This is a genomic window from Vibrio sp. 1-2 (7-a) (genome assembly GCF_013048515.1).
GTDB classification, from domain to species: Bacteria; Pseudomonadota; Gammaproteobacteria; order Enterobacterales; family Vibrionaceae; genus Vibrio; species Vibrio diabolicus.
Genome location: NZ_VHSQ01000004.1, coordinates 207,330 through 228,758, shown reverse-complemented (window position 1 = coordinate 228,758; position 21,429 = coordinate 207,330). Strand labels below are relative to the sequence as shown.

General features: G+C 46.2%; 22 protein-coding genes and 1 riboswitch. Of the genes, 8 read left to right on the top strand and 14 right to left on the bottom strand.

Features of this window, described 5'->3' with window-relative positions:
- Positions 1 to 3: 3 nt before the first annotated feature.
- Together apaG and apaH are read left to right on the top strand one after the other, a co-directional pair.
- Positions 4 to 384 (top strand): Co2+/Mg2+ efflux protein ApaG, encoded by a 381-nt coding sequence (apaG, locus tag FKN08_RS13630; RefSeq protein ID WP_005379668.1) that lies wholly within the window; start codon positions 4 to 6, stop codon positions 382 to 384.
- Between the two features lie 15 nt (positions 385 to 399).
- The gene (gene apaH, locus FKN08_RS13625) at positions 400 to 1,206 is read left to right on the top strand and encodes a bis(5'-nucleosyl)-tetraphosphatase (symmetrical) ApaH (RefSeq protein ID WP_170892324.1); all 807 of its coding nucleotides are present in this window, start codon (positions 400 to 402) and stop codon (positions 1,204 to 1,206) included.
- Positions 1,207 to 1,474: 268 nt separating this feature from the next.
- On the opposite strand, the gene folA is transcribed toward apaH, so the two are convergent.
- The 6 genes from folA to rplU all read right to left on the bottom strand — a co-directional run bounded on the left by folA (position 1,475) and on the right by rplU (position 5,404).
- On the bottom strand, positions 1,475 to 1,954 hold the full coding sequence (folA, locus tag FKN08_RS13620) for a type 3 dihydrofolate reductase (protein ID WP_124007407.1): 480 nt from the start codon (positions 1,952 to 1,954) through the stop codon (positions 1,475 to 1,477).
- Positions 1,955 to 1,963: 9 nt separating this feature from the next.
- Positions 1,964 to 2,437: a threonine/serine exporter family protein gene (locus FKN08_RS13615; RefSeq protein WP_005392295.1), complete on the bottom strand. Its 474-nt coding sequence runs from the start codon at positions 2,435 to 2,437 to the stop codon at positions 1,964 to 1,966.
- Entirely contained in the window at positions 2,437 to 3,237 is an 801-nt protein-coding gene (locus FKN08_RS13610) for a threonine/serine exporter family protein (RefSeq protein WP_005392296.1), read from the bottom strand. Before FKN08_RS13610 ends, FKN08_RS13615 begins: the two co-directional genes overlap by 1 nt.
- Before the next feature lie 195 nt (positions 3,238 to 3,432).
- Positions 3,433 to 4,608, bottom strand: a complete 1,176-nt coding sequence (cgtA, locus tag FKN08_RS13605) for an Obg family GTPase CgtA (RefSeq protein ID WP_005383091.1) — start codon at positions 4,606 to 4,608, stop codon at positions 3,433 to 3,435.
- Between the two features lie 206 nt (positions 4,609 to 4,814).
- Positions 4,815 to 5,072 carry a 50S ribosomal protein L27 gene (gene rpmA, locus FKN08_RS13600; protein WP_005383095.1) on the bottom strand — a complete coding sequence of 86 codons (258 nt, stop codon included), beginning with the start codon at positions 5,070 to 5,072 and terminating at the stop codon, positions 4,815 to 4,817.
- Positions 5,073 to 5,092: 20 nt separating this feature from the next.
- Entirely contained in the window at positions 5,093 to 5,404 is a 312-nt protein-coding gene (gene rplU / locus FKN08_RS13595) for a 50S ribosomal protein L21 (protein ID WP_005383096.1), read from the bottom strand.
- Between the two features lie 256 nt (positions 5,405 to 5,660).
- Here rplU and ispB point away from each other — a divergent pair, with 256 nt between their 5' ends.
- Complete coding sequence (gene ispB, locus FKN08_RS13590) at positions 5,661 to 6,632, top strand: octaprenyl diphosphate synthase (protein ID WP_005392297.1); 972 nt, start codon at positions 5,661 to 5,663, stop codon at positions 6,630 to 6,632.
- 89 nt (positions 6,633 to 6,721) lie between these two features.
- On the opposite strand, the gene FKN08_RS13585 is transcribed toward ispB, so the two are convergent.
- The gene (locus tag FKN08_RS13585) at positions 6,722 to 6,913 is read right to left on the bottom strand and encodes a hypothetical protein (protein ID WP_005392299.1); all 192 of its coding nucleotides are present in this window, start codon (positions 6,911 to 6,913) and stop codon (positions 6,722 to 6,724) included.
- 113 nt (positions 6,914 to 7,026) lie between these two features.
- The gene (gene mdh, locus FKN08_RS13580; RefSeq protein WP_170892323.1) at positions 7,027 to 7,962 is read right to left on the bottom strand and encodes a malate dehydrogenase; all 936 of its coding nucleotides are present in this window, start codon (positions 7,960 to 7,962) and stop codon (positions 7,027 to 7,029) included.
- Between the two features lie 359 nt (positions 7,963 to 8,321).
- Between mdh and argR the strand changes: the two genes are divergently transcribed.
- The 4 genes from argR to FKN08_RS13560 all read left to right on the top strand — a co-directional run bounded on the left by argR (position 8,322) and on the right by FKN08_RS13560 (position 13,523).
- On the top strand, positions 8,322 to 8,792 hold the full coding sequence (gene argR, locus FKN08_RS13575; RefSeq protein WP_031780246.1) for a transcriptional regulator ArgR: 471 nt from the start codon (positions 8,322 to 8,324) through the stop codon (positions 8,790 to 8,792).
- Positions 8,793 to 9,197: 405 nt separating this feature from the next.
- Positions 9,198 to 10,166, top strand: coding sequence for a TAXI family TRAP transporter solute-binding subunit (locus FKN08_RS13570; protein ID WP_005392302.1), 969 nt, complete (start codon positions 9,198 to 9,200; stop codon positions 10,164 to 10,166).
- A 295-nt stretch (positions 10,167 to 10,461) separates the two neighbouring features.
- Positions 10,462 to 13,041 (top strand): TRAP transporter permease, encoded by a 2,580-nt coding sequence (locus FKN08_RS13565; RefSeq protein ID WP_170892322.1) that lies wholly within the window; start codon positions 10,462 to 10,464, stop codon positions 13,039 to 13,041.
- A gap of 44 nt (positions 13,042 to 13,085) precedes the next feature.
- Complete coding sequence (locus tag FKN08_RS13560; protein ID WP_005392306.1) at positions 13,086 to 13,523, top strand: universal stress protein; 438 nt, start codon at positions 13,086 to 13,088, stop codon at positions 13,521 to 13,523.
- A gap of 63 nt (positions 13,524 to 13,586) precedes the next feature.
- Here FKN08_RS13560 and FKN08_RS13555 read toward each other — a convergent pair whose 3' ends face one another.
- Complete coding sequence (locus tag FKN08_RS13555; protein WP_170892321.1) at positions 13,587 to 14,663, bottom strand: alkene reductase; 1,077 nt, start codon at positions 14,661 to 14,663, stop codon at positions 13,587 to 13,589.
- 92 nt (positions 14,664 to 14,755) lie between these two features.
- Between FKN08_RS13555 and FKN08_RS13550 the strand changes: the two genes are divergently transcribed.
- Entirely contained in the window at positions 14,756 to 15,703 is a 948-nt protein-coding gene (locus FKN08_RS13550) for a LysR family transcriptional regulator (protein ID WP_054867221.1), read from the top strand.
- Between the two features lie 18 nt (positions 15,704 to 15,721).
- On the opposite strand, the gene thiQ is transcribed toward FKN08_RS13550, so the two are convergent.
- From thiQ to mpl, 5 genes are all read right to left on the bottom strand, one after another.
- Positions 15,722 to 16,426: a thiamine ABC transporter ATP-binding protein gene (gene thiQ, locus FKN08_RS13545; RefSeq protein WP_170892320.1), complete on the bottom strand. Its 705-nt coding sequence runs from the start codon at positions 16,424 to 16,426 to the stop codon at positions 15,722 to 15,724.
- On the bottom strand, positions 16,426 to 18,012 hold the full coding sequence (gene thiP, locus FKN08_RS13540) for a thiamine/thiamine pyrophosphate ABC transporter permease ThiP (protein WP_170892319.1): 1,587 nt from the start codon (positions 18,010 to 18,012) through the stop codon (positions 16,426 to 16,428). Before thiP ends, thiQ begins: the two co-directional genes overlap by 1 nt.
- A gap of 41 nt (positions 18,013 to 18,053) precedes the next feature.
- Positions 18,054 to 19,046 carry a thiamine ABC transporter substrate binding subunit gene (gene thiB / locus FKN08_RS13535; protein ID WP_170892318.1) on the bottom strand — a complete coding sequence of 331 codons (993 nt, stop codon included), beginning with the start codon at positions 19,044 to 19,046 and terminating at the stop codon, positions 18,054 to 18,056.
- Between the two features lie 71 nt (positions 19,047 to 19,117).
- Positions 19,118 to 19,254, bottom strand: a riboswitch (TPP riboswitch).
- Positions 19,255 to 19,291: 37 nt separating this feature from the next.
- Complete coding sequence (locus tag FKN08_RS13530; protein WP_006742964.1) at positions 19,292 to 19,927, bottom strand: flavin prenyltransferase UbiX; 636 nt, start codon at positions 19,925 to 19,927, stop codon at positions 19,292 to 19,294.
- A gap of 4 nt (positions 19,928 to 19,931) precedes the next feature.
- Positions 19,932 to 21,290 (bottom strand): UDP-N-acetylmuramate:L-alanyl-gamma-D-glutamyl-meso-diaminopimelate ligase, encoded by a 1,359-nt coding sequence (mpl, locus tag FKN08_RS13525; protein WP_170892317.1) that lies wholly within the window; start codon positions 21,288 to 21,290, stop codon positions 19,932 to 19,934.
- Between the last annotated feature and the right edge of the window lie 139 nt (positions 21,291 to 21,429).

The window sequence follows — 21,429 nt, the reverse complement described above, 5'->3', positions numbered from 1 at the left end:
CACATGGACGTCATTCAACCTTGCATCAAAATTCAAGTTCACACCAAATACATCGAAGAACAGTCCAATCCTGAGCTACAACGCTACGTTTTCGCCTATATCATCACCATCAAAAACCTTAGCCAACAAACCGTGCAGTTAGTGAGCCGTCGCTGGTTAATCACAGACTCGAATGGCAAGCAAATGACGGTTGAAGGTGATGGCGTGGTGGGTCAACAACCCTTTATTCCAAGCAATGATGAATACACGTACAGTAGTGGAACCGCATTAGAAACTCCTGTCGGCGTTATGCAAGGGCACTACAAAATGCTGGATGAAAAAGGACAGGAGTTCATCACCGAAATTGAACCATTTCGTCTTGCTGTTCCAAATGTTTTAAATTAGTAAATTGGAGATTCAGTGGCTACCTATATTGTTGGTGATATTCAAGGCTGTTTTGATGAATTGCAGCGACTACTAGAACAAGTCTCTTTCTCTGCGAAAAAAGACCAACTGTGGCTCGCTGGTGATTTGGTCGCCAGAGGGCCTAAATCACTAGAAACTTTACGCTTTGTGAAGTCGCTTGGCAAAAGCGCAACCGTTGTGCTTGGTAATCACGACCTTCACCTGCTCGCCGTTGCTCACGGGATAAAAAAGGTCAAAGACAAAGATAGGACCGCACCTATTTTCACGGCACCCGATAAAGAAGAGCTATTGGCATGGCTAGCTCAGCAACCTCTTATGGCCGAGCATGACGAGTTCGTGATGTGTCACGCTGGGATATCACCACAGTGGAATCTAAAAACCGCAAGAAAATGTGCCCGCGAAGTTGAACGCATCATCCAAAGTGAAGAGCTGCCTTGGCTCTTAAAAAACATGTACAGTAATCAACCTGATTCCTGGCATGACTCTCTACAGGGTTTGGACCGATACCGTTATATTATCAATGCTTTTACGCGGATGCGCTTTTGCTTCCCCGATGGTCGTTTGGATATGGATTGTAAACTACCACCACAACAAGTTTCCGGTAACGAACTTATTCCATGGTTTGATGTACCTCAGCGCGTTCACCTCAATAAAACGGTGTTATTTGGTCACTGGGCTGCACTACAAGGCCATGTAGACGAAGAGATCATCGGTCTGGATACTGGCTGTGTTTGGGGCGGAAGCCTAACCATGATCCGTTGGGACGATAAGAAAATCTTTACTCAGGATGCGTTAAGTTAAACACGGAATAATAGTCGATAATCCATCGTAGGGAGAATGCCTGTCACCTAACATCTCCTGTAGGGTCATTCCAGCGAGCCTTAGCGAGACTAGGAATCTAATATCCGCACGCTGCGGGTAGATAGAGATACCTTTGACAACAAAGTACTCGTATAGAAGACCCTGAATCACGCTCCTCCGTCGCTTTCAGGATGATGGCAGGCCGGGATGGCCGCTCGCTGTTATACGAACGGCATTACCGTATTAAATACGCTGTTTTAATCTCGAATTACTTTTCTAACACAGTAAAGCGCATGTTGTAGGCGTTCTTCTCATCCGCTTGATACGTTTCTGAGTAGGTTTCCTTAAATTGATCTCCCCAGTCTGGGAACTGAGTATCACCATCAATCGCGGCTTCAATGTGTGTTACATACAGTTTATTGGCCATCGGCAGACAAGCTGCGTAAATCGCCCCACCACCAATGATCATCACTTCTTCCACGTCACCAGCAACTTCTAAAGCTTGCTCAATCGATGTTACGGTAGTGACACCTTCGATCTTTAGTGTCTCATCTCGGCTGATAACAATATTCAAGCGACCAGGTAAAGGGCGACCAATAGACTCATAGGTTTTGCGTCCCATCACAACCGGTTTTCCCATGGTACAACGCTTAAACCAAGCGAAATCGGCGGGAAGATGCCAAGGCATTTGATTGTCTTTGCCAATGATGCGATTGTCGGCCATCGCGGCAATCATACTAATGATCATGTTAGGTCCTTATACAATTGGTCTGCGGCGATAGAATAACAGCCCTGGAACAGCAAGACCAACAGCCAAACCTGCAATAATAAACATGGCCTTAAGAAAGTTCTCCATACAAGTTGCAACGAGCTCAGGTGAATAACCAATATGGTTGATCTCAACCATGGCTATCATTGCTTTGTAAGCAAACACGCCAGGTACCATCGGGATCAAAGCTGCCACAGTGAACACTTTTGGGTGCGCGAGAAAGCGGCGAGACCAGTATACCCCGATCATCCCAACTAGCGTCGCGGCAAAAAAGGTCGCCCATTCAATGGGAATACCAAACTGCATCATCAAATAACGGCTGCCGTGTCCAATCGCGCCGCCAACAGCGCAATACACTAAAGCTCTTTGTGGCACGTTAAAAACTAGTGCAAATCCAACTGCGGGAATCGCAGCGAAAAACATGTCATTCAGCAGTCCAAGCATCAAATCAAACAAACTCATTAGATTGCCCACCCCCAAATTCCAGTAACGCTCATCGCAGCAACGATGCCCAAACACGTCGCCAACGTCAGTAAGCTGGCCATCACAAACCGGGCAATACCCATGTTAATGTGCCCTTTCAGCATGTCTGCCACCGAGTTAATCAACGGGAAACCCGGTACGAGCATTAATACCGACGATGCCATTGCAACGGTGGGCAGATTACCGATTTGGTAGATTTCAGCTTGCGCAGAAATTAAGGTCGTGACAAAGGCGGTCGCTGCAAAGTTCAGTAAAGGATTAAAGTGACGATGACCAATTTCTTGGCGAACGATCATGCCACCAGCTGATGCTAAAAAGGTCATAACAAATACCCCCCAATCGCCACCAGCCAGATGACTGAATGCCGCACATGACAAGCCAATCATAAACACCACCAGCCAGCGGTTATAACGCTCTGGACTGATGGCGTTCAGCTTTTTCTGCGCCATGGTTGCATCGAGCAGCCCACGCTCCATCATGATGCAGATACGTTGAATTTGCGTAATAACGCGCATATTAATGCCACGATCGGCACAACTTCGGGTAGTGGTGATGCAGTGTCCATCCATTACCGTCGTTACAACCAGTGCATTGGCTGATAGCGCAACCGCAACTTCATTAACCCCACAAGCAAGGCCAATACGGCGCATAATATCGCTCACCAGAGTACTTTCAGCACCATGAGCGAGTAGCATTTGCCCGGCTTGGGCAACAAGGCGAGAAATAGATCGTTGAGTGGATACCGCCAACTCTCCAGACGGTATGGTTTCTAGAGTCATAAATCAGTCTAATTCCTTTTAGGGTGTTGCTCATTCATACGCGAGAGGTCCAAACTAACCCTCAAAAATCACGACGTATCGGCTATTGTGCCGTAAATCACACCATCTAAATATGATTTAGATACAAAAAAAGCCGCAATAAATAATTGCGGCTTAATGAATTATAGACAAACAGGCATTGTTTGACGGTTCTGATTAGTCACGAACGTAGACAACGTGACCGTCATCTTCTTCATCGTCCCAGTCATCCCAATCGTCGTCGTCATCTTCAGTGATAACGTCTTTACCCGCCATCGCATCTTTATGGTAGTCATCCCACATGAAGTTAACTTTATCTTCTTCAGCCACTTCTTCCTCTTCGCGAGGTAGATTATCCATAAAGTCAGCCAGTTTGTAACAAAGCTCTTTAGTGCCGTTACGGTTGATCGCCGAGATCTTAAAGTACTCGTCTTCCCAGCCTAGTGCGTCTAAGATTTCTTGGATCTTCTCATTCGCTTCTTCTTCAGGCATTAAATCAACTTTGTTGAATACTAACCAGCGTGGCTTGCTTGCCAGTTTTTCACTGTATTGCTCTAGCTCATCAATGATCGTTAGTGCATTTTGCACCGGATCAGACTGATCAATTGGCATAATATCGATCATGTGCAGCAACACTCGGCAACGCTCTAAGTGCTTCAAGAATCGAATACCAAGACCAGCGCCATCTGCTGCACCTTCGATAAGACCTGGAATGTCTGCAACAACAAAGCTTTTCTCTGGTACGACACTCACTACGCCCAAGCTTGGGATCAACGTCGTGAATGGGTAATCAGCGACTTTTGGTTTTGCTGCTGAGACTGCGCGGATAAAGGTTGATTTACCTGCATTAGGTAGACCAAGCATACCAACGTCAGCAAGGAGCAATAGCTCAAGGCGAATTTCACGTACTTCACCTTTTGTGCCTAATGTTCTTTGACGAGGCGCGCGGTTTACTGAAGATTTGAAACGCGTGTTACCTAGACCGTGCCAACCGCCTTTTGCGATCATCACTTTCTTACCGTGTTCAGCAACTTCTGCCACGATTTCATTTGTGTGGATATCCACTGCGCGCGTACCTACAGGCACACGAAGAACGATGTCTTTGCCACGTTTACCAGTACAGTTACCACCGCGGCCATTCTCACCACGCTCCGCTTCGTAGAAGCGCTGGAAACGATAATCAATCAGAGTGTTAAGGTTTTCATCGGCTTGGATATAAACATCACCACCGTCGCCACCATCACCGCCATCAGGGCCACCTTTAGTGATGAATTTTTCACGCCAGAAACTCACAACGCCGCTACCGCCGTCGCCAGCCTGAACTTTTACTACCGCTTCATCTACGAACTTCATCTTTTACTCCGACTACTTCGTGCGTGGATTAAATCTACTTTGTCATCTGACAATTTTAGCAGATGACAGATCTAAGCTCCCAGCCCACAAATAAGGTGGAAACGAGAAACTTCGATATGTCGACTGCCATAAATAAAAAACCCCGCCGATTCGGCAGGGCTTTTGAATTCAGCTTAAAGCTATTAAGTAACTTGGTAAAAACCTAATTACTCAGCTTCGATGCTTACAAACTTACGGTTCTTAGGACCTTTCACTTCGAACTTCACTTTACCTTCAGTAAGAGCGAATAGAGTGTGGTCTTTACCGATACCTACGTTGTTACCAGCGTGGAACTTAGTACCACGTTGACGAACGATGATGTTACCTGCAAGTACAGATTCACCACCGAAACGCTTAACACCTAGACGTTTGCTTTCTGAATCGCGGCCGTTACGAGTAGAACCACCAGCTTTTTTGTGTGCCATTGTTAAACTCTCCTAATAGATTAAGCGTTGATACCAGTGATCTTCACTTCAGTGAACCACTGACGGTGACCCTGTTGCTTACGAGAGTGCTTACGACGACGGAACTTAACGATTTTAACTTTATCGCCACGACCGTGTTGTACAACTTCAGCAACAATTTTGCCGCCCTCTACAAGAGGAGCACCAACTTTGATGTCTTCGCCGTTAGCAACAAGAAGAACTTTATCAAATTCTACAGTTGCACCAGTTTCAACGTCTAATTTCTCTAAACGAAGAGTTTGACCTTCGCTTACACGGTGTTGTTTACCACCAGATTGGAAAACAGCGTACATATTTTACTCCGCTTTTTCCGCACAGCCTTTCTTGAGGGTGTGCGCTAAACTAATCATCAATAGGGCGCAGATTCTACAGAATAGATGCTCCTATGACAAGCCATATTTTGAAAAAATTGGCGAAAAGCTAATCGCCAAAGAAAAGTGCGGCAATCATGCCCTTTAGTAATGTATTAATCAACGTTTTTTAGTGTATTATTCGACAATTATATAAATCGAATAAGCCTTGCAGGGTCTAACTTCAGCCGGATATACGATGGATTTTAAAACTATCCAAGCGCTTACTGCCGATGACATGGCAAAAGTGAATGAAACAATTCAAGCCCAACTTAATTCTGATGTCTCTTTAATCAACCAGCTCGGTTTTTATATCGTGAGTGGTGGAGGCAAACGTCTGAGACCGCTTTTAGCGATACTGTCAGCCCGCGCACTTGGTTACCAAGGCAACGGTCATACAATGGCAGCTGCGTTTATTGAGTTCATCCATACAGCGACTTTGCTGCATGATGACGTGGTCGACGAATCAGACATGCGCCGCGGTAAAGCAACTGCGAATGCTGCATTTGGCAATGCTGCTAGCGTGTTAGTTGGGGACTTTATCTATACTCGCTCATTCCAAATGATGACGGAGCTAGGATCCATGAAGATCCTTAAGCTAATGAGCAACGCCGTAAACGTTATCGCCGAAGGTGAAGTTCAGCAGTTGATGAACTGTAACGATCCTGACACGACAGAAGAAAGCTACATGCAAGTCATCTACTCTAAGACGGCACGCTTATTTGAGTCTGCAACTCAAATTGGCGCAATCTTAAACGATGCTCCTGAGCATGTTGAAATCGCAATGCAAAATTACGGTAAGTATTTGGGTACTGCGTTTCAGCTTATTGATGACGTCATGGATTACACCTCTGATGGCGAAGACATGGGTAAAAATGTGGGGGATGATTTGGCTGAAGGCAAGCCAACTTTGCCTCTACTTCACGCTATGCGTAATACCACGCCAGACAATGCCCTCATGATTCGCGAAGCAATTGAGAAGGCCAATGGCATGGATCGCTTAGAAGAAATTCTCGCGGTGATGAAAGAGGCCGGATCTCTGGAATACACGACGCAAAAAGCACTAGAAGAAGCAGACAAAGCAATCGAAGAACTATCAGTATTGCCGGAATCTGAATACAAGCAAGCGCTTATTACTCTGGCTCATGTCGCGGTACAACGCACAAAGTAATCATAGCAACCCATAACGCAAGACTTAAAACAAAAAGGAAGAGCAAGCTCTTCCTTTTTTGTATCTGATACCTAATGCCGTGATAGGCGCTAGTAATATCTGTCACTACCACCATGCAGTTGTGGGTCATCTTCTATTTCATCAAAGCTAACCGCAATCTGCTGATCAGAGCCTTGTTTCGACAACAGTACCGTCTCTGCTTCACGGTCGACCACCAATATCGTACCTACGCCCTGCTGACACTCAACAACCATGCCTTTACGGATTCGACTTGCTTCCATCATCTTCTCCTTCACCACGTTGTTTTGATCAAGTAATTTTACGAAGCAGAGAAGCCAAAGATCAAAAAAGCCGATCATTTTGATCGGCTTTCTTCTTATTCGAGCTTTCTAGATTACTTTGCGAATTCAACACCAATGTTGATGTCGCCATTTAGTGTTTCTAGCATACCGTCTAGTGCAGACTTTTCGTAGTCGCTGAGTTTGCCGTAGCTTAGTACTTCTTCTACGCCTTCTTTACCCAGTTTCACAGGCTGTGCGAAGTAAGTCGCATGTTCACCGTCGCCTTCAACGTATGCACATTCAACTACGCCTTCTTCACCTTGAAGAGCACGAACTAGAGACAGACCAAAGCGACATGCAGCTTGGCCCATTGATAGTGTTGCACTACCACCACCCGCTTTCGCTTCTACAACTTCAGTACCTGCGTTTTGAATACGTTTCGTTAATGCTTCTACTTCTTCAGGTGTAAACTCAACGCCTTCCACTTGAGACAGTAGAGGTAAGATAGTTACGCCAGAGTGACCACCGATAACAGGTACGCGAATGTCACCTGGATCTTTGTCTTTTAGCTCTGCAACGAATGTTTCTGAACGGATAACATCCAGTGTTGTTACACCGAACAAGCGACGCTTATCGTAAACACCCGCTTTTTTAAGTACTTCAGCGGCAATTGGCACTGTTGTATTTACCGGGTTTGTGATGATACCAACACAAGCTTTCGGACAAACAACCGCAATCTTCTCCGCTAGCGACTTAACGATACCAGCATTTACATTGAATAGATCCGCGCGATCCATACCAGGCTTACGAGCAACACCTGCAGAAATCAGCACAACATCCGCATCTTCTAGTGCTGGAGTAGGATCTTCACCCGCGTAACCTTTGATAGAAACTGGCGTCGGGATGTGGCTAAGATCAGCAGCCACACCAGGAGTTACTGGAGCAATATCGTATAGGGCTAAATCAGAACCAGCAGGAAGACGGTTCTTAAGTAGAAGGGCCAGGGCTTGACCGATGCCACCAGCGGCACCAATAACGGCTACTTTCATGTAGTTCTCCTTGAGAGTATTTCTCTTATAAACGTATTCGTAGGGTAGTTTGTAACCAACTTAAATAAAGCTATCGGAATCACAACTTGATTACAATCAATTAACGCTAGCTTTGCGACCTCGCGCAACTCGCTGTTACCGTGCTACAAATGGGGCTTGGATTATTCTTTTATTCTGTTGAAATGACAAGGAATTCAAGAAAACAAAAACAGCCCTACTTCATATAGTTAAAGAATTCCATGTGGTATATAGTTTACAGTGACGTAACTAACATAATACTGGGACTCTTTGGCACCGCATGAATATATATGCGAGAATATGCAAAATTGCTGACCCGTAATAAGAGATTCGTAATGACTATGCGCAATTCAGAAAAACAAGACAACTTAGTCCGCGCCTTCAAAGCCCTATTAAAAGAAGAGAGCTTTGGCTCACAGGGTGAGATTGTTGATGCACTCAAACAACAAGGATTTGAAAGCATTAACCAATCGAAAGTATCACGCATGCTGACTAAATTTGGCGCCGTCCGCACACGCAATGCAAAAATGGAAATGGTTTACTGCCTTCCTGCTGAGCTAGGCGTACCGACTGTAAGCAGCTCTTTGCGTGAACTGGTGCTAGACATTGACCATAACGCGGCATTAGTTGTTATCCATACTGGCCCTGGTGCTGCGCAGTTGATTGCTCGCTTGCTTGACTCACTGGGTAAATCCGAAGGTATTCTTGGTGTTGTTGCAGGTGATGACACTATCTTTATCACTCCAACGATGGCGATTACGACTGAACAGTTGTTCAAATCAGTGTGTGAACTGTTCGAATACACTGGCTAAGTTCTTTCACATTTAGATCAGCTAACTCTTTGTGGGCTATAAAAGAAATCTCATTTTGTAGCCCATGATTTATGTAAATTTTTTGCTTATCCAGACCATTATTCAACCACCTGTTTTGTGATTAACATCACGCAATTGATCTTTTTCACTTCGTTCACTTAATACTTATTAAGTGTTTGTTATAAAAAGAATTAAATCACAAATCTAACGCTATCCTCCTGCACAAGATTCAGACTTATCAACTATAACATTTAACAATTGGATAATTTTCTGCCAATTTTTTGTTATGATTCGCTCGCTTTTTCAAACGATTGGATTGGAAAAGATGCCGTTTCCAAATAGGAAACTCCAGAAGTGATTTATGGTTATTTCCGGGTAAATAATGAATATAAGGAAGGGAAATTCATGGCATTTAACAAACTTCTCAAAGTAGGCGCTATCGCTGCAGCAGTAATGGGTGCAGGCGCAGTTAACGCTCAAGAGTTTATTACTATCGGTACTGGCTCTGTTACAGGTGTTTACTACCCTACTGGTGGTGCTATCTGTAAATTGGTCAATAAAGGTCGTAAAGAACACAACATTCGTTGTTCAGTAGAATCGACTGGCGGCTCTATTTACAACGTTAACACTATCCGTGCTGGCGAGTTAGATTTTGGTATCGTGCAATCGGATTGGCAGTACCACGGCTACAACGGTACGAGTAAGTTTGCGGAACAAGGCCCGTACAAAAAGCTACGTGCAATGTTCTCTCTTCATACAGAACCTTTCAACATCATTGCTCGTGCAGATTCAGGTATCGAAAACGTTGAAGACCTAAAAGGTAAGCGCGTAAACATCGGTAACCCTGGCTCTGGTGACCGTGCAACCATGGGCGTTGTTATGGAAGCGATGGGCTGGACAAACGACAGCTTCAAATTGGCTTCTGAGCTAAAGGGCTCTGAGCGTTCCCAAGCACTTTGTGACAACAAAATTGACGCATTCATTTACATGGTGGGTCACCCGAACGGTTCAATCAAAGAAGCAACAACATCATGTGATGCTAAGCTAGTTTCTGCAACTGGCCCGAAAATCGATAAGATTGTTGCTGATAACCCATACTACGCCTTTAGCTCAGTGCCAGCTGGCATGTATCGTGGCACAGACAAAGACGTAAACAGCTTTGGTGTTGCGGCAACGATGGTTACAACAGCAGACGTTTCAGACGATGTCGCTTACAACGTTGCAAAAGCCGTGTTTGAAAACTTCGATACGTTCAAACGTCTACACCCTGCGTTTGCAAACCTGAAAAAAGAAGACATGGTGAAAGCGGGTCTATCTATCCCTCTTCACCCAGGTGCAGAAAAATACTACAAAGAAGTGGGTCTACTTAAGTAACTTCCTCAGACTCCAAATTCACAGGCAGGAAAAGATGGTTTTCTGCCTGTTTGAGCATGCAGGTTGTAGCACGTGCTAACTGCATGCTTCATTCGCCAGTTTTCTTCCGAAAATTGCGAGTTCATACCCAAGAAAAACTTAAACGCCGCCTAGCAGAGTCTCCAAAATTCAACACTTTGAGTTCAGGCAGCAAAATACTCGAAAGCAAACTTCGCTCCATTCGCTACACTGATAAAGGCGAAGTGTGGTTCTCGATAAAAATCCGACAGGACCATCAATAATAAGGAAAAAGTACATGGCGACGAATCAAGCTCCGTCACAAGATGTGCAAGAAATGGTGGCTCAGGCAGACACAGGTGCACGTAGCCCCTCGGGAATGCAAGGACGAATCCTTTGGTTTGTTCCTCTGTGTTGGTCACTATTTCAATTATGGTACGCATCTCCGCTACCATTTATTTTTAATTTCGGCGTACTGAACGACACGGAAGCGCGATCAATCCACCTCACTTTCGCGATCTTCTTGGCTTTCACTGCTTATCCAGCGATGAAAAATTCCCCTCGCGATCATATCCCTCTTGTCGATTGGATATTGGCGCTAGCAGGTAGTTTTTCTGCGGCATATATTTACCTTTTTTATACCGAGCTAGCTGGACGTTCCGGTGCACCAACAACGGTAGATATCGTCGTTGCTGTCATCGGTATGGTTCTCCTTTTAGAAGCAACACGCCGAGCGCTCGGTCCACCACTGATGGTGGTTGCTGCTGTCTTCCTTACTTACACCTTTGCTGGCCCTTACATGCCCGATGTCATCGCGCATAAAGGAGCGAGCTTAAACAAGGCCATGTCTCACTTATGGCTAACAACGGAAGGTGTATTTGGTGTCGCATTAGGCGTTTCAACCTCTTTTGTGTTCTTGTTTGTATTGTTTGGCGCCATGCTGGAACGCGCTGGCGCAGGTGCTTACTTCATTAAAGTCGCCTTTTCTTTACTGGGTCATATGAAAGGTGGTCCTGCAAAAGCGGCCGTTGTTGCATCTGGTTTATCCGGGCTTGTTTCTGGCTCTTCAATCGCAAACGTGGTAACCACTGGTACCTTTACCATTCCATTGATGAAACGTGTCGGTTTTCCGGGCACCAAAGCGGGAGCCGTTGAAGTTGCTGCCTCAACCAATGGTCAGTTAACGCCACCAATCATGGGCGCGGCGGCATTCTTGATGGTGGAATATGTCGGTATCTCATACGTTGAGGTGATTAAGGCTGCCCTACTTCCGGCACTTATCTCTTACATCGCTTTGATTTACATCGTTCACCTTGAGGCGTGTAAAGCGGGTATGACAGGTCTTCCTCGTCGCCACAACCCAACGTTAGTGCAAAGTTTGCTTTCCTTTACTGGCACAATCTTAGGACTGTGTGTGATCAGCGCATTGGTTTACTACGGAGTGGGTTGGACGAAAGATGTCTTTGGTGATGCCGCGACGCCAATTGTTACGGTTGCCCTGTTAATTGCGTACGTTGGCTTGGTGAAGATCTCAGCAAATCACGTGCAAGATGGCGCAATTGAGATTGATGCAGAGTTAACAGAAGTACCTGATCCTGGCCCAACGGTTAAATCTGGTTTGCACTATCTACTGCCTATCGTTGTATTGGTTTGGTGTCTGACTGTAGAGCGCTTCTCGCCAGGTCTTTCAGCATTCTGGGCAACGGTGTTCATGATTTTCATTTTGCTGACTCAGCGTCCATTGATTGCTCTGTTATCAAGGCAAGGTGACATGATGCAGCAAACCAAAGATGGCTTCGTTGATCTGGCTGAGAGCTTGGTTGCTGGCGCTCGTAACATGATTGGTATCGGCGTTGCAACGGCAGCGGCAGGTACCGTGGTTGGGGTCGTCACCCTAACGGGTATCGGCCTGGTCATGACGGACTTCGTTGAGTTTATCTCTGGCGGTAGCATCATTCTTATGCTGCTGTTTACCGCAATAATTAGCTTGGTTCTTGGGATGGGTCTACCGACAACGGCGAACTACATCGTCGTCTCTACGTTGATGGCACCGGTTATTGTCACGCTAGGTGCAGCACATGGCTTGATCATCCCACTCATTGCGGTGCACTTATTCGTTTTCTACTTTGGTATTTTGGCCGACGACACCCCACCCGTAGGTCTTGCGGCATTTGCGGCGGCTGCGATTGCTAAATCAGACCCAATTCGTACAGGTATCCAAGGCTTTACTTACGATATTCGAACCGCCATTTTGCCATTCATGTTTGTGTTCAATACCCAGCTACTGTTGATGGGGATAGACTCTTGGTGGCATTTAGCACTCACTGTCATCTCATCGATCATTGCGATGCTGATCTTCTCCGCCGCAACACAAGGATGGTGGTTCACGCGTAACAAGTGGTGGGAAACCGTTCTATTATTAGTACTGACATTTTCGTTTTTCCGTCCTGGTTTTTGGTGGGACATGCTGTATCCAGCGAAAGTTCTTTCTCCTGGCGTTGAGGTAGCTCAAATCACGGAAACGCTAAATGTAGGAGAATCATTGGAGCTACGTGTTGCCGGCGAAAACCTTGAAGGCGACTACATCGAGAAAACGGTTCGTCTTCCATTCGAAGACAGTGCGACAACAGCGGAAGCACGTATTTCGTCTATGGGTCTGATGCTGACCGAAAGCGACAACAAAATGATTGTCGATATGGTCGAGTTTGGTAGCCCGGCAGAGTCTGCAGGTATCGACTTTGATTGGGAGATCAAGTGGGTTATCCAAGATGCAGAACGTCCGATGAAAGAATGGGTATTTGTGCCATGCTTAATGATTTTGCTGGGGCTTGCCATGAACCAAAAACGTCGTGCTCGTAAGGAACAATTGAGCGCATAACCGATTTGGCCCCGAGGACAAGGGGCCTTAGTGAGAGACATTGAATGTACAAACAAATTCTTGTTCCGGTTGATCTAAATGACCAAGGCTTTTCAGACCGAGCGGTTGAACTAGCGGTTTGGCAGGCAAAGCAAGCGAATGCGCAAATCCACCTTCTAACAGTACTACCTGGTATTCACATGTCGATGGTTGCTACATACTTCCCAAAAGATGCAGCAGCCAAAATGAAGCAAGACGTGAAGCAGCAATTAAAAGCTTTCGCCAATAAGCATATTGCTGAAGATGTTGTGTACCAAGTGCATGTTGCTGAGGGCAAAGCCTACGCGACGATTCTTGATTATGCAGAGCGCTTGGGCGCTGATCTCATCATTATGCCAAGTCACAAGCGTTCTAAAATCAATAAAGTAATGCTTGGCTCTGTCGCAAGTAAGGTCGTGGAATATTCTCCAATCAATGTGATGGTCGTGAAACCGCAAGGTTAAACAACTAAAGAAACGAAAAAGGACGCTAACATTAGCGTCCTTTTTATATTGAACAAGTAAGGATTATGCCATTACTGGGTAATCGGTATAACCTTCTGCTCCACCTAAATAAAAGTGCTCAGGTTTTGCCTCATTAAGAGGTGCATTTTTCTTAAATCGCTCAACTAAATCAGGGTTGGCGATAAATGGAACGCCAAATGCGACCACATCAACTTGATTTTCTGCAATTGCCGTTGTCGCTTCTTGTGCACTGTAGCCCACGTTCGCCATTAAGTGACCTTGATAGTTTTCGCGTGCTGGCTTGAGAACATCTGCTTTTTGTACGCCCTTTAGATCCGCACGCATCACGTGCCAATAAGCAAGATCGAAAGCATTAAGTTGCTTAGCTAAGTAACGAACCAAGCCAACCGGATCGCTGTCTTTCATATCATTAAATCCATTTAATGGTGATGTGCGCAGCCCTACTCTTCCAGGTCCCCATACCTCGACCACTTCTTTAACTATCTCAAGTAAGAAATGAGCACGATTTTCGACCGAGCCACCGTACTCATCAGTACGTAAATTCGATCCATCACGAAGAAAGTTATCGATAAGATAACCATTGGCGCCATGTATCTCGACCCCATCAAAGCCGGCTTTCTTGGCGTTTTCTGCACCTTGTTTAAACGCCGCAACAATGGAAGCTATCTCATCCACTTCGAGTGCTCGTGGTACCGTATATGCTTGCTTACCCGAAGGGGTATGGACTAATTCATCACGAATGGCCAATGCGCTCGCCGCTACAGGTGTTTTTCCTTCATTCAGATCAGGATGACAAGCTCGTCCCGCATGCCAAATTTGCAGTACAATCTTACCGCCTCTCTCATGAACCGCATCCGTTACCTTTTTCCAAGCTGCAATTTGTTCTTCGTTATAAATGCCCGGCTCTGCCATGAAAGCAGACGTACCTTCCATCACCATGGTGCATTCAGCAATGATAAGTCCGGCACTCGCACGTTGAGCGTAGTATTCAACCATAAGGTCATTAGGAATATGGTCTGCGCCAGCACGAGCTCGCGTTAAAGGCGCCATAATGGCACGGTTATCTAATGCTAATTGACCGAGTTCGATAGGAGAAAATAAGTCTACAGAGTTGGACATGGTGTTTACCTCAAATGACAATAACTTGATGGCTAAGGATGAGGTTCCAGACTATAATCAGATTAATATTGAAACAATATGGATAATTGAAAGTGATTGTTCGCAATTTAGAAACAATTGACTTTAGAACGCTTTCTATCTTTGTCACAAGCTGTCGACTACTGAGCTTAACCAAGTGCGCGCTGGAGTTAAACCTACCAAAATCTACTGTTAGTAAAGCCATAACCAAACTCGAACAACACTTTGAAGCCAAACTTCTAGAGCGCACAACCCGAAAGTTAGTGATCACCGAAGCTGGCCAAATGGTTTTAGAGCGTGCTGCAAGCTTAGTTGAGGAATTTCACTCGATTGGTCAAGACGTTCAGGAAATGGAACAGCAGATCCAAGGTCGGCTTCGCATTGCTGCGCCACCAGCCTTGGACGCGTATATGGCTGAGCACATCTTTTTACCATTTTTAAAACAATGGCCAAAAGTACAAATTGCGTTAGAAGCATCGAACGATTTTGTTGATCTGTTTTCACACGGTTTTGATATGGCAATTCGAGTCGGCCAGATCGTCGATGATCGACTGATTGCTAAAAAATTGGGTTACACCACCCGAGTATTGGCCGCCAGTCCTGAGTATTTAGCTGAGTGTGGCGTACCTAAAACGCCAGAAGATCTGACAACACACAACTGTTTGAGATATCAGTATGTTTCAGAGATAGGCCCTTGGACGTTGATTTCGCAGGACAGCACCGTCAACGTCTCGGTAAGCAGTAACTTCTCTAGCACCACCGTAGAAGCGGTATTAAAAGGCGCACTCAAAGGACTAGGCATCGCTAACTTACCTATGCAAAACATGACGCAAGAGCTAGAAAATGGCTCCTTAGTCAGAGTCTTACCTCAATGGCACACGGTACCAATGCCCATTTATTTAGTCTATCGTCCTGGCGCAAACCGAACGCGACGAGTACAAGCGATGATTGACCATATCATGAGCCTAAGATCTCAGTTTGAATTTGGTCCTCGACATGGTTTGTGTTGCGGTGAAGCATAATCCCGCCACCATTGAGCATTAGCGTGCGGCTCGGATAAATGCCGCAAGCTTCTCACTAGTATGCTGTTCACTCAATGCAGACATACTATCCGCCGCTTCCACTTTGCCATCAGCCACAAACACAAAGTGGCTGGCAATGGCTTTGGCATCGCTTAAATGGTGCGTGACCATCAATACGGTTATTCCCCGCTCTGCCGCCAGTTTTTTTACCAAGCTCAGCATCTCTTCACGTAAAACCGGATCAAGCGCCGAGAAAGGCTCATCCAACAGCCACATAGGATGAGGCTGAACAAAACAACGCGCCAAGGCAACACGTTGACGCTGCCCTCCAGAAAGGTGCTCAGGCAAACGGTCGAGGTACTCAGCAACACCAACCTGCTGCGCGGCTTGTTCAACCTGACGCTTTTGGTCTACAGTGAGCTTCAGCCCTGGGTGTAAACCTAAGCCAATGTTGTCACGCACCGACAAGTGAGAAAACAAGTTATGCTCTTGGAACAGCATGGAGAAAGGACGCTGATAAGGCTCTTTACGCACAATCGACTCACGATCAACCCGAATGTCACCTTGGTCAGGATGGATAAACCCAGCCACCAACGCCAGCAAAGTCGATTTTCCAGCCCCACTTGGTCCCATCAGCGACACTATCTGACCTTGCTCAATCGTTAAGTCAAAACGAAACAGCTCACGTTGGTAGGTGTACTGCACATCATCCAACACTAACATTACGCTCTCTCCTTCGTTTTCAATACTTTCTCAATCAAGGCAAAACAGCCCACACTCAACAACAACAAGGTCACCGATACCACCGCAGCCGCGTCCATCTGATAGCTGCCAAGCAGCTGGAATAAATACAGAGGTAAAGTGCGGAACTCTTGTCCGCCAAACAACGCGATAGCACTTAAATCGCCAATCGCAAACATAAAGCTGATCGCAAACGCATGTGCGAATGGCTTGCGCAGCGCCTGCCACTCCACCACTTTAAAGCGTTGCCAGCCACGCATGCCTAAGCTGGCACACACATACTGGTACTGTTGCTCAATATGCAGCATTGGCTGTGCCAGCGTTTTGATCACGTAAGGCAAAGCCATCAAACCGTTCACCAAAATCACAACAAAAAACGCCAAGCTAAAAACATCGGTAAATGATCGCAACAGCAAGAATAATCCGGTGCTAATCACCAAACCTGGCGTCACCAAAATAATGGTGCCGATTAACTCAATCTGATCAGCTCGCGTGTTTTTGTACTGCAAACGCCAACGACGACTAGTCAACAATATGGACACGCCCGCAGCGACCGCAAGCGCACTGGCTAACCCTGCCACTTTGAGTGAGTTAGATAACGCAGACCAAAAACGTTCATCGGTTAACACCGTCCAAACTTGTTGGTTGATGCCACTCAGTAACACCATCAATAACGGTGGTATCACCAGTAAAAAAGCACCTATGATCCAAAAGCTATCCCAAGCTTTTGACCCCCCATGATCCTTCGTTAAATATTGCTGTACCGATGTGCTGCCAGCACTGATAGAAACAGGCTTTGTTAACTTCTGCACTCCAATGGCAAGCAGTCCACATAACAGCATCTGCCACAGCGCCAATAACGCCCCAGCTTGTAAATCAAAATCAAACTTAATCGCTTGATAAATGGCCAATTCAATGGTGGTAGATTTTGGCCCGCCCCCCAACGCCATTACAGTGGCAAAACTGGTGAAGCACAACATAAATACCAAGCCACAAACGTGGGGAAGTTGCTGCCTTAAACGCGGCCATTCCACCCAACGAAACTTATTCCAATGGTTCATACCTAAATGCGCACACAGCTTATGTTGCTCGGCAGGAATAGATTCTAATGCTTGCAACAGCAAGCGCGCCGCGTAAGGTAAATTAAAGAACACATGGGCGAGTAAAATGCCGTTCAAACCGTAAATAGAAAATGGCAGTTTGCTATCGAAACTCTGTAGCCACTGCGCTAACAAACCGCTGTTGCCATAAATCGCTAACAGCCCGAAAACACCAACCAAAACAGGCAAAACTAGCGTCGATGCAAACAGCTTAAGCAGTAATGACTTACCCCAAAATTGGCGACGTGAAAGCGCGTGCGCAACTGGAATGGCAAAGCCAACACTGAGCAATGTGGAAAGAAAAGCTTGGTAGAAGCTGAACTTGGTGACATGCTGATAATACGGGTCGTCCCATAACACAGACACATCAAGTGAAGGGGCTTGAACAATCAAAGCACCTAGGGCAGAAACAACAAAGGTCGTGATGATCATCGCGACCCCTAAACCTATTTTTGGAACAGAATTCAAAGGTAAAACCTATCTCATTCAGATGAGGGGTGGAACGTCAGCTAAAACGTCAGTGCGCTTTGCCATTCGCGAATCCAAGACTTACGCATTTTTGCCACTTCATCAGCACTAAAGCTCAACGACTTGCTTGGAACGCTCAAGGTTTCAAAACCTTTAGGTAACTCAACGTCAGTAACTGGGTACATCCAGTTGCCCGTTGGCATCGCTGACTGGAACTCATCACTTAAAATGAAATTCATAAATTGATCAGCAAGTTCTGAATTTTTTGCCCCTTTCACTTTAGCGGCGACTTCAACTTGCATGTAGTGACCTTCAGCAAAATTCGCCGTCGCAAACTTTGAATCGTTTTCCGCAATTAAGTGGTACGCTGGTGACGTGGTGTAAGAAAGCACTAAGTCCGACTCGCCGTTAAGGAACATGGAATACGCTTCTGACCAACCTTTCGTGACCGTTACGGTTTTGCTCGCTAGCTTCTGCCACGCTTGCGTCACATCGTCGCCATAGATGGATTTCATCCACAACATCAAGCCTTGGCCCGGCGTTGACGTACGCGGATCTTGATAAATCACTTTCAAATCGTCGCGCGTTTCCACCAGCTCTTTCATGCTTTTCGGCGGATTAGCCAGTTTCTCTGTGTTGTACACAAATGCGAAGTAGCCGTAATCGTACGGTACAAACGTCGTGTCGCTCCAACCGTTTGGTAACACTGTATTAGCCGTATCCACATTGTGCTCGGCAAGCAGAGCGGTTTTCTTCGCTTCGGCCATCAGGTTGTTATCCAAACCTAACACGATGTCGGCTTTGCTATTACCGCCTTCAAGACGAAGACGATTCAGGATCGATACACCATCGTCCAACGCTACGAAGTTAACGTCACAGCCACATTTTGCTTCAAAAGCTTGCTCGATTTTAGGACCTGGTCCCCAATCTGCGGCAAAAGAATCGTAGGTATAAATAGTTAGTGGGTTTTCAGCAGCAAACGCTGAAGTTGAAGTAATTGCAGCTAAGGCAATCAGACTTGAAGTGGTTTTCACTGCTCGCTCTCCATGAGTATTTCAGAGAAATAAGTTGAGCGGCACAGGGTTGAGGCGGCTATTAAGGACTTCCAATATCCAGACTCAATTCCTACGCCAGCATTATCTGGTTCAGGTAATACGGGTCCCTAGTAAAGCACTTAGGTCTCAGCGCCCAAATGCATTGATTGACTCAATGCTAAATAGGTTTGCTCCCCGATGAGTTGGGTGGATTGTAAAGGTATTTGAGTGGTTACACAATCAGCTCACGAACGCTGGTCATAACCCCAACGAGGCACTAAACCTTGCTCAATACCTAAGTGGTCGAGAATTCTCGCCACCATAAAATCCACTAAGTCTTCAATGCTCTTTGGCTGATGGTAGAAACCCGGAGCCGCTGGCATGATGGTGACGCCCATTTGCGATAGCTTGTGCATGTTCTCCAGATGCAGCGTTGAAAATGGTGTTTCGCGAACGACGAGCAACAACTGCCCACGCTCTTTCATCACCACGTCAGCGGCGCGCTCAATCAAGTTATCCGACATACCATGCGCGATCGCCGCAACACTTCCTGCTGAACATGGGCAAACCACCATTTGCTTGGGTGCCGCAGAGCCAGACGCTACCGGTGAGAACCAGTCATCTTTACCACAAACGGTGATGTTATTTGGGTCACAGTTGAGGTGTTCCACCAACGCTTGCTTTGCGGCTTCTGGCCCACTTGGCAGCTTAAGGTTGTGTTCGGTTGCCATCACGACACGAGCCGCCGAAGAGATCAGAACGTAGACATGATAATCCGCCGCGACCAAACATTCTAAAAGTCGCAGACCATAAGGCGCACCAGATGCTCCAGTTAACGCTAAAGTGATGGCTTTTTCTGCTTGCTGCTGTTTGTTTTGCATAAAATCAGGCTTTTTGTTTAAGTTGCTCGAGAATCTTGCCGTGAATACCGCCAAAGCCACCATTACTCATCACGAGGATTTGGTCACCTGGCTGCGCACGTTCAACGATTTTCGCTACAAAGTTATCGATGTCAGCGTCAACAAAAGCAGGTTGCTGACATTGTTCCGCGATATCTTGCACCGACCATTCGATGTTGTCTGGTTGGAATAAGAACACTTCATCTGCACTGTGTAGCGAATCCGCGAGTGTGTTTTTGTGCACGCCGCGCTTCATAGTGGCAGAACGAGGTTCCAACACGGCAAGAATGCGTTTTTCGCCTACCTTGTTACGCAAACCACCGACGGTGAGTTCAATTGCCGTTGGGTGATGCGCAAAATCATCGTAAACCGTCACACCTTGCTCTTCACCTTTGAACTCAAGACGGCGCTTGGTGTTAATGAAACGGCCCAGAGCCTGACACGCAAGCTCCGGCGTTACGCCAACGTGTCGCGCCGCGGCAATCGCCATTAACGCATTATCAACGTTATGATCACCCACCAAATCCCACTCGACGGTACCGACCTTCTCGCCTTGTAGAGCAACTTCAAATTTTGAGCCATCGACCACTAATTTGTGCGCTTGCCAGTCGCCATCAACACCTGAAAACTGCTTTTCTGTCCAGCAACCACGCTCTAATACATCCGCCAAAGCTTGGTCTTGCTTCGGAGCTAAGATTAAGCCATTGCCGGGAACCGTTCGCACTAAATGATGGAATTGGCGCTTGATCGCCTCTAGATCATCGAAGATGTCAGCATGATCAAACTCAAGGTTGTTCATGATTAAGGTTCGAGGATGGTAGTGCACAAACTTAGAACGCTTATCGAAAAAAGCACTGTCATATTCGTCCGCTTCAACGACAAAAAACATGCTTTCTCCCAAACGAGCAGAGACTCCAAAGTTACCAAGAACTCCACCAACTAGGAAACCAGGTTGATAACCGCAGTCTTCGAGTATCCAAGCCAGCATGCTCGACGTGGTCGTTTTACCGTGTGTACCCGATACCGCCAATACCCAGCGATCGTGCAGCAAAAACTCGTTGAGCCACTGCGGACCAGAGGTGTAGCGCATGTTGGTATTGAGCACATGTTCAACACATGGGTTACCACGGCTCATGGCATTACCAATCACCACAAGGTCTGGTTGAGGGTCGAGTTGAGACGGGTCGAAGCCTTCAATAATTTCAATACCTTGAGACTCAAGCAACGTGCTCATCGGTGGGTAAACGTTGGCATCAGAACCAGTGACTTTATGCCCTAATTGGCGCGCTAAAATCGCAGCGCCGCCCATAAATGTGCCACAGATACCCAAGATATGAATGTGCATAAACTAAACCTTGTAATGCGTTCTTTAATGCTTTCATTATCGCGATCACAACCAGAAAAGCGAGAGACTTTAGCCTTCTTCTTGCAGTCCCTTTCACAAATATGACAAGGTTGAACACAGACTGTACAACCTCTTGCTT

Bases quoted from the DNA above. Each gene is read 5' to 3' on its own strand.
- FKN08_RS13560 (WP_005392306.1), top strand. From the start codon at position 13,086: ATGTACAAACAAATTCTTGTTCCGGTTGATCTAAATGACCAAGGCTTT.
- FKN08_RS13570 (WP_005392302.1), top strand. From the start codon at position 9,198: ATGGCATTTAACAAACTTCTCAAAGTAGGCGCTATCGCTGCAGCAGTA.
- FKN08_RS13530 (WP_006742964.1), bottom strand. From the start codon at position 19,927: ATGCAAAACAAACAGCAGCAAGCAGAAAAAGCCATCACTTTAGCGTTA.
- mpl (WP_170892317.1), bottom strand. From the start codon at position 21,290: ATGCACATTCATATCTTGGGTATCTGTGGCACATTTATGGGCGGCGCT.
- FKN08_RS13555 (WP_170892321.1), bottom strand. From the start codon at position 14,663: ATGTCCAACTCTGTAGACTTATTTTCTCCTATCGAACTCGGTCAATTA.
- ispB (WP_005392297.1), top strand. From the start codon at position 5,661: ATGGATTTTAAAACTATCCAAGCGCTTACTGCCGATGACATGGCAAAA.
- rpmA (WP_005383095.1), bottom strand. From the start codon at position 5,072: ATGGCACACAAAAAAGCTGGTGGTTCTACTCGTAACGGCCGCGATTCA.
- cgtA (WP_005383091.1), bottom strand. From the start codon at position 4,608: ATGAAGTTCGTAGATGAAGCGGTAGTAAAAGTTCAGGCTGGCGACGGC.
- FKN08_RS13615 (WP_005392295.1), bottom strand. From the start codon at position 2,437: ATGAGTTTGTTTGATTTGATGCTTGGACTGCTGAATGACATGTTTTTC.
- folA (WP_124007407.1), bottom strand. From the start codon at position 1,954: ATGATCATTAGTATGATTGCCGCGATGGCCGACAATCGCATCATTGGC.
- argR (WP_031780246.1), top strand. From the start codon at position 8,322: ATGCGCAATTCAGAAAAACAAGACAACTTAGTCCGCGCCTTCAAAGCC.
- rplU (WP_005383096.1), bottom strand. From the start codon at position 5,404: ATGTACGCTGTTTTCCAATCTGGTGGTAAACAACACCGTGTAAGCGAA.
- mdh (WP_170892323.1), bottom strand. From the start codon at position 7,962: ATGAAAGTAGCCGTTATTGGTGCCGCTGGTGGCATCGGTCAAGCCCTG.
- thiQ (WP_170892320.1), bottom strand. From the start codon at position 16,426: ATGTTAGTGTTGGATGATGTGCAGTACACCTACCAACGTGAGCTGTTT.
- FKN08_RS13610 (WP_005392296.1), bottom strand. From the start codon at position 3,237: ATGACTCTAGAAACCATACCGTCTGGAGAGTTGGCGGTATCCACTCAA.
- FKN08_RS13585 (WP_005392299.1), bottom strand. From the start codon at position 6,913: ATGGAAGCAAGTCGAATCCGTAAAGGCATGGTTGTTGAGTGTCAGCAG.
- FKN08_RS13565 (WP_170892322.1), top strand. From the start codon at position 10,462: ATGGCGACGAATCAAGCTCCGTCACAAGATGTGCAAGAAATGGTGGCT.
- apaG (WP_005379668.1), top strand. From the start codon at position 4: ATGGACGTCATTCAACCTTGCATCAAAATTCAAGTTCACACCAAATAC.